Raw genomic sequence first — 6,381 nt, 5'->3', positions numbered from 1 at the left:
TGCTACGAATAGCTCAATCAGTTTGTTTTGTTTGTACTGACTCAGACGACTTTTTCTCATAAGGAAAATTCTAACTTAAACGGAATCTCCTGAGTTATCTAGGACAGCCCCATAATTTTTACGGACAGAAGCTGACCGAGCGTGAAATTCTGGTAAAAATGAACAAACAGGAATTACAAGCTTCGTTTGACGATATGCAGCGCATATTGCCTGAGATGGGCTTTCAGGCAAGAGGTTATGCTTTGTCTTTCGAGCAGCTGCGGCAGTTGAAAATTCCCGTAATCGTTTATCTGAGATACCGCAGGTATGATCATTTTTCTGTATTGCGCGGCATAAACGGCAATACCGTATTGCTGGCCGATCCGTCCTTAGGTCATGTATCTGTGAGTAAAGAACAATTTCTAGCTGCGTGGAATACGCGCAGCGGTACGTTATCGGGAAAAATTCTTGCAGTTGTACCAAAAAACAACGTAGCATCAAACCATGGTTTTTTTACCCGCAATCTGCACAGACAAACGGAAATGGCGGTAGGTTTGCTTCAGATAGGAGAGCGTTATTAGGTTTTTTCATTACTGATTTTTTCAGACTGCTTGGATATTAAATACCCCGAAACCGGCAGGTTTCGGGGTATTGGTCGTCTGAAAGCGGCGGTTTACATTCTACTCAGTTCGCGTTGCAGCGCCTGGATGTTTTGCTGGCGGTCTTGGATGCTGGCGGTGAGCTGGCTGGCGCGGTTTTGGTTTTTCTGGGCGCGGGCGGTGCTCAGTTCGTTTTGCGCCAGATTGAGCGCTTGGCGCTCGTTGGCCAGCTCCTGTTCCAAGATGGTGCGGCGGCCGCTGCTGCCGGAGGGGCGGGGCAGAAGGGCGGCGTCGGCGGCTTGCAGGGGCGGGGCGTTGCGTACAGGGGCCGCGGAGGCTTTGTTGACGGAAACACGCCTTGTCGCATTGGGGGTGTCTTGGCGGGCGGCAAACTGCTGCGGCGCGCTGCGCGGGACGGGCAGGCTGGAATAGCTGCCGATTTTGGGTAGGTCGGACGCGCGGCAGCTGGGGGAGGGGCGGGAGGTGTAGACGGTAACGCCGCCGACGCTGCATTCGTAGACTTTGGCTTCGGCCGCGCCGGAGAATGCGGCGGCGGCAAGGGTGAGGGTGAGGGTGAGGGTGCTGGGTTTCATGGTGTTTCGTTTCGTCATTCGGATATTCCCCGTAGTTCTTCTTCGACGGCGAGCAGGATGCTTTCGAGTTCTTCCTGCCAGGCAAGCCAGTTTTCTTCCATTTGTCCTAATTTTACTTTGGTTTGCGCCAGTTGGCTAAGGGTTTGCTGCAATTTGCCTTTGTTTTCTTCGTTGTAGGCGTTTTCCTGTACCAAAAATGCTTCACAGGCCGTCTGAATTTCGCTGAGGGCGGCGATTTCTTTTTCGGCTTGGTCGATTTTCTGTTGCAGGGGTTTGCCGCGTTTGGCTTTTTCCTGGCGGATTTGCGCTTCGAGTCGTTTGCTGTCTTTGCGGTTTTGGTTTTGCGCGGAGGCGGCGGGCGAGGCGGCGGCGTTTTCGCGGGCGAGGCGGTAGCGGCGGTAGTCTTCCAAATCGCCGTCGAAGGTTTTCAGACGGCCTTCTTCGATGAGGAGGAAGCTGTCGGTGGTGGCTTCGAGCAGGCTGCGGTCGTGGGAGACGGTGATGAGTGCACCTTGGAAGCTTTGCAGGGCGAGGGTGAGGGCGTGGCGCATGTCGAGGTCGAGGTGGTTGGTGGGTTCGTCGAGCAGCAGCAGATTGGGTTTCTGCCAGACGAGCATGGCGAGGGCGAGGCGGGCTTTTTCGCCGCCGGAGAAGGGGGCGGTGTTTTGCAGGGCGGCATCGCCGGTGAAGTTGAAGCCGCCGAGGAAGTTGCGGATGTCTTGTTCTTTGGCTTCGGGGGAGAGTGTTTGGATGTGCCACAGGGGGCTTTGGTCGGGGCGCAGGGTGTCGAGCTGGTGTTGGGCGAAGTAGCCGATGTTGAGTTTTTCGGCACGGACGATGCCGCCGGCAATCAGGGGCAGGCTGCCGGCCAGTGTTTTGATGAAGGTGGATTTGCCGCTGCCGTTGACGCCCAAAAGGCCGTAGCGGGCGCCGCTTTCGAGGGAGAGGGAGATGCCGCGCAGGATGGTTTCGCCGTTGTAGCCGAGATCGGCTTTTTCGAGTTTGAGCAGGGGGTTGGGCAGGTGTTCGGGGGTGTCGAAGCGGAAGGAGAAGCCGCTGTCGAGGTGGGCGGGGGCGATGCGTTCGAGCCGGTCGAGGGCTTTCATGCGGCTTTGTGCCTGCACGGCTTTGGTGGCTTTGGCTTTGAAGCGGTCGATAAAGGATTGCAGGTGTTTGATGTGTGCCTGCTGTTTGGCGTAGGCAGCCTGCTGTTGGGCGAGGCGGCGGGCGCGTTCGCTTTGGTAGAAGTCGTAGTTGCCGCCGTAGAGGGTGAGTTTGCGGCCGGAGAGTTCGACGGTTTGGGTCGTGGCGGCGTTGAGGAAGTCGCGGTCGTGGGAGATGATGATTTGCGTGCAGTGCAAGGAGGAGAGGTGGTTTTCCAGCCAGAGGACGGTTTCCAAATCGAGGTGGTTGGTGGGTTCGTCGAGCAGGAGCAGGTCGGCGCGGCACATCAGGGCTTGGGCGAGGTTGAGGCGCATGCGCCAGCCGCCGGAGAAGGATTTGACGGGGCGGCCGTGTTCTTCTTGGGCGAAACCGAGGCCGCTGAGGAGTTTGGCGGCGCGGGCGGGGGCGGTGTAGGCGTCGATTTCTTCGAGTTTGGCGTGGCATTCGGCCTGTTTCATGCCGTCGTTTTGCGCTTCGGCTTCCTTTAAGGCCGTCTGAAAAGCCTGCAATTCTTTGTCGCCCTGCAAAACGTAATCCAGCGCGGAGGTGTCGAGGGCGGGGGTTTCCTGGGCGACGGAGGCGGTTTTCCAGTGCGGCGGCAGGACAATGTCGCCGCTATCCTGCGCGATTTCGCCTTTTATCAGGGCGAACAGGCTGGATTTGCCGCTGCCGTTGCGCCCGATCAGGCCGATGCGTTTGCCGGGAGGTATGGTGAGGTTGGCTTGCTCGAGCAGCAGTTTGCTGCCGCGTTGCAGGGTGAGGTTTTTCAGTTCGATCATGAGGAGGCGGGCGGAAAAAGGCGGCATTTTAGCCGTTCCGCGCGGCGGCCGAAACATTCGTTTCAAATTCATCAAAATGGCGCGTATAATGCCGCCGTTTTTCGCCAACGGTTTTTTAAGGAACCAAACATGAGCATTCAAGAGCAAATCAAAGAAGTGGTTACCACCCATCCCATCGTGCTGTTTATGAAGGGCACCAAACAGTTTCCGCAGTGCGGCTTTTCTTCGCGCGCGGTGCAGCTGCTGAACGCGGCTGGTGCGCAATACGTTACCGTTAACGTGTTGGAAAACCCCGAAGTGCGCCAAGGCATCAAGGAATACAGCGACTGGCCGACCATCCCGCAGCTTTATGTCAACGGCGAATTCGTCGGCGGCGCGGACATTTTGCAGGAAATGTACGAAGCGGGCGAATTGCAGGAGCTGGTGGCCGCGAAGTAATCCGGATTCAGGTATCGAGGCCGTCTGAAACCCGTTTCAGACGGCCTTTTGCGGTAGCGGCGGGGCAGTTTCCCCGTCGCACCAAGGCCGCAGCAGCGCCCCGCGCGGGCTTTCTTTTCACAATAACCATATATAAAAGGACACAAAAATGAGCGACCAACCCTGGCTCACCACCCTTATCACCGACACGCCGCAGGCCGGTTTCGAACTGGCCGTTACCCTCAGCCGCCGCGGCGTGAAAACCACCCAGCCCGATGTCGAAGTGCTGAAAAAGCTGCGTTCGGTTTATGCCAATGATGCCGACAGCCTCACCGCCGCCTCGCAGGTAATCGCCATCAACTTCCAAACCATCGCTGCCGCCAACAACTACTGGCGCGGCTAAAGCCAAACGGCAGAGGCCGTCTGAAAGCGCCGCCGCGTTTTCAGACGGCCTTTTCTCGTCTGCAAAAAACTGTTAAGGTTGCGCCGTGCTGCGGCAACGCGGCATCCATAAGAAAAACCGTTTTAGGAGAACCAACATGGCGTACAGCTACATCCCCGCAGCCGGTCTGCAAATCGACTCCCATCTCTACCGTTTCATCAGCGAAAACCTTCTGGCGAACCATCCCGACGTTCAGGCCGAAGCCTTCTGGCAGGGCTTTGCCGAACTCGTCGGACGCTTCGCCCCGCGCAACCGCGAACTCTTGGCAAAACGCGACGAAATCCAAGCCAAAATCGACCAATGGCACAAAGAACACGGCCTCAGCGACGCCGCGGCCTACCACGCCTTCCTCAAAGACATCGGCTATCTTGCCGACGAACCCGCCCCCTTCACAATCGCCACGCAAAACGTTGACCGCGAACTGTCCGAACAGGCCGGCCCCCAGCTCGTCGTCCCCATCAACAACGCCCGCTACGCCCTCAACGCCGCCAACGCCCGCTGGGGCAGCCTCTACGACGCCCTTTACGGCACAGACGCGATAGACCAAAGCGGCAGCCTCGCCCCCGGCAAAACCTACAACCCGCAGCGCGGCGAAGCCGTTATCGCCTTCGCCCGCGATTTCCTCGACCAAAGCCTGCCCCTCGAACACGGCAGCCACAAAGACGCCGCCCTGTATTACGTCGGCGCAGGCCGTCTGAAAGTGCGCCTGATCAACGGCAGCGAAACCGGCCTCAAATCGCCCGAACTCTTTGCCGGCTACAACGGCGGCGAAGCCGCGCCGACCTCGCTCCTCTTCCTGCACAACGGCCTGCACATCGACATCCTCATCGACAAAACCAGCCCCATCGGCAGCCAAGACCCCGCAGGCATCAAAGACATCGTCCTTGAAGCCGCCCTCTCCACCATCATGGACTGCGAAGACTCTGTTGCCGCTGTCGACGGCGAAGACAAAGCCCTCGTCTACGCCAACTGGCTCGGCCTGATGCGCGGCACACTCGAAGAAAGCGTCGAGAAAAACGGCAAAACCTTCGTCCGCCGCCTCAACCCCGACCGCCAATACACCAAGCCCGACGGCAGCGGCACCTTCACCCTGCCCGGCCGCTCGCTGCTCTTCATCCGCAACGTCGGCCACCTGATGACCACCCCCGCCGTGCTGGATGCCGAGGGCAACGAAATCCCCGAAGGCATCCTCGACGGCGTCATCACCGCCCTCACCGCCCCCTTCGACTTCGCACGCAGCGAAAACAAAAACAGCCGCAGCGGCTCCGTGTACATCGTCAAACCCAAAATGCACGGCCCCGAAGAAGTGCGCTTTGCCGACGAACTCTTCGCCGCCATCGAAGACCTCTGCCGCCTGCCGCGCCACACCCTCAAAATGGGCATCATGGACGAAGAGCGCCGCACCTCCGCCAACCTCGCCGCCTGCATCCTCGCCGCCGCCGACCGCACCGTCTTCATCAACACCGGCTTCCTCGACCGCACCGGCGACGAAATGCACACCTCCATGCACGCCGGCGCCATGATCCGCAAAGGCGACATGAAAACCAGCCGCTGGATCGCCGCCTACGAAGCGGGCAACGTGCAAACCGGCCTGCAATGCGGCCTGAGCGGCAAAGCGCAAATCGGCAAAGGTATGTGGGCGATGCCTGATTTGATGGCCGAAATGCTCAAACAAAAAATCAGCCACCCCAAATCCGGCGCCACCACCGCCTGGGTGCCATCGCCCACCGCCGCCACCCTGCACGCCCTGCATTACCATCAGGTAAACGTCTTCGACGTACAGCGCGAACTGGCCGCCGCCCCCGCCGCCGACTACCTGCCCGACCTGCTCGCCATCCCCGTCGCCGCCGACACCAATTGGAGCGACGAAGAAAAACGGCAGGAACTCGACAACAACTGCCAGGGCATCCTCGGCTACGTCGTGCGCTGGGTGGAACAGGGCGTCGGCTGCTCCAAAGTGCCCGACATCCACAACGTCGGCCTGATGGAAGACCGCGCCACCTTACGCATTTCCAGCCAGCACATCGCCAACTGGCTGCTGCACGGCATCGTTTCCGCCGCCGAAGTGCGCGCCGCCCTCGAACGCATGGCCGCCGTCGTCGACCGGCAAAACGCAGGCGACCCCGCCTACACCCCGATGGCCGGACGCTTCGACACCTCCCCCGCCTTCCTCGCCGCCTGCGACCTCGTCTTCAAAGGCACCGAACAGCCCAACGGCTACACCGAACCCCTGCTGCACCACTGGCGGCGCGTCGCCAAAGCGGCAAAGTAGGGCAGGGTGCTTTCAGAAACGTTATCCCCGCGAAAAGGGGAACGGTCTCATCAGTAGGCTGTGCCGCCCAGCGATGCACGCGGTTTTATGTTTCCTGCTTTGCAAATGCTAAGGCCGTCTGAAAAAAACCAAAGCA

At 59.3% G+C, this 6,381-nt stretch carries 6 protein-coding genes; 4 read left to right on the top strand and 2 right to left on the bottom strand.

Features of this window, described 5'->3' with window-relative positions; translation table 11 throughout:
• Positions 1-89 precede the first annotated feature (89 nt).
• Positions 90-560, top strand: a complete 471-nt coding sequence (locus ACLD9W_RS03130; RefSeq protein ID WP_410840655.1) for a C39 family peptidase — start codon at positions 90-92, stop codon at positions 558-560.
• Positions 561-652: 92 nt separating this feature from the next.
• Here the strand turns inward: ACLD9W_RS03130 and ACLD9W_RS03125 are convergent, their stop codons facing one another.
• Both ACLD9W_RS03125 and ACLD9W_RS03120 read right to left on the bottom strand, forming a co-directional pair.
• Positions 653-1,171, bottom strand: a complete 519-nt coding sequence (locus ACLD9W_RS03125) for a hypothetical protein (RefSeq protein WP_410840652.1) — start codon at positions 1,169-1,171, stop codon at positions 653-655.
• Positions 1,172-1,185: 14 nt separating this feature from the next.
• Entirely contained in the window at positions 1,186-3,114 is a 1,929-nt protein-coding gene (locus ACLD9W_RS03120) for an ATP-binding cassette domain-containing protein (RefSeq protein ID WP_410840654.1), read from the bottom strand.
• Positions 3,115-3,243: 129 nt separating this feature from the next.
• Between ACLD9W_RS03120 and grxD the strand changes: the two genes are divergently transcribed.
• The 3 genes from grxD to ACLD9W_RS03105 all read left to right on the top strand — a co-directional run bounded on the left by grxD (position 3,244) and on the right by ACLD9W_RS03105 (position 6,245).
• A complete protein-coding gene (gene grxD, locus ACLD9W_RS03115) occupies positions 3,244-3,552 on the top strand; it encodes a Grx4 family monothiol glutaredoxin (RefSeq protein WP_009427191.1) in 309 nt (102 codons plus the stop codon).
• A gap of 148 nt (positions 3,553-3,700) precedes the next feature.
• The gene (locus tag ACLD9W_RS03110) at positions 3,701-3,934 is read left to right on the top strand and encodes a hexameric tyrosine-coordinated heme protein (protein ID WP_410840651.1); all 234 of its coding nucleotides are present in this window, start codon (positions 3,701-3,703) and stop codon (positions 3,932-3,934) included.
• A gap of 136 nt (positions 3,935-4,070) precedes the next feature.
• Positions 4,071-6,245 carry a malate synthase G gene (locus tag ACLD9W_RS03105; RefSeq protein WP_410840650.1) on the top strand — a complete coding sequence of 725 codons (2,175 nt, stop codon included), beginning with the start codon at positions 4,071-4,073 and terminating at the stop codon, positions 6,243-6,245.
• Positions 6,246-6,381 lie beyond the last annotated feature (136 nt).

Source organism: Neisseria sp. WLZKY-1, assembly GCF_046546535.1.
GTDB lineage: Bacteria > Pseudomonadota > Gammaproteobacteria > Burkholderiales > Neisseriaceae > Neisseria.
Note: the sequence above shows the minus strand (reverse complement) of the source record. Positions and strands in the feature narration are given on the sequence as shown.

What these genes read in the sequence shown, in the direction of transcription:
- ACLD9W_RS03125 (WP_410840652.1), bottom strand. Translation starts at nt 1,171, where the DNA reads ATGAAACCCAGCACCCTCACCCTCACCCTCACCCTTGCCGCCGCCGCA.
- ACLD9W_RS03120 (WP_410840654.1), bottom strand. Translation starts at nt 3,114, where the DNA reads ATGATCGAACTGAAAAACCTCACCCTGCAACGCGGCAGCAAACTGCTG.
- grxD (WP_009427191.1), top strand. Translation starts at nt 3,244, where the DNA reads ATGAGCATTCAAGAGCAAATCAAAGAAGTGGTTACCACCCATCCCATC.
- ACLD9W_RS03110 (WP_410840651.1), top strand. Translation starts at nt 3,701, where the DNA reads ATGAGCGACCAACCCTGGCTCACCACCCTTATCACCGACACGCCGCAG.
- ACLD9W_RS03105 (WP_410840650.1), top strand. Translation starts at nt 4,071, where the DNA reads ATGGCGTACAGCTACATCCCCGCAGCCGGTCTGCAAATCGACTCCCAT.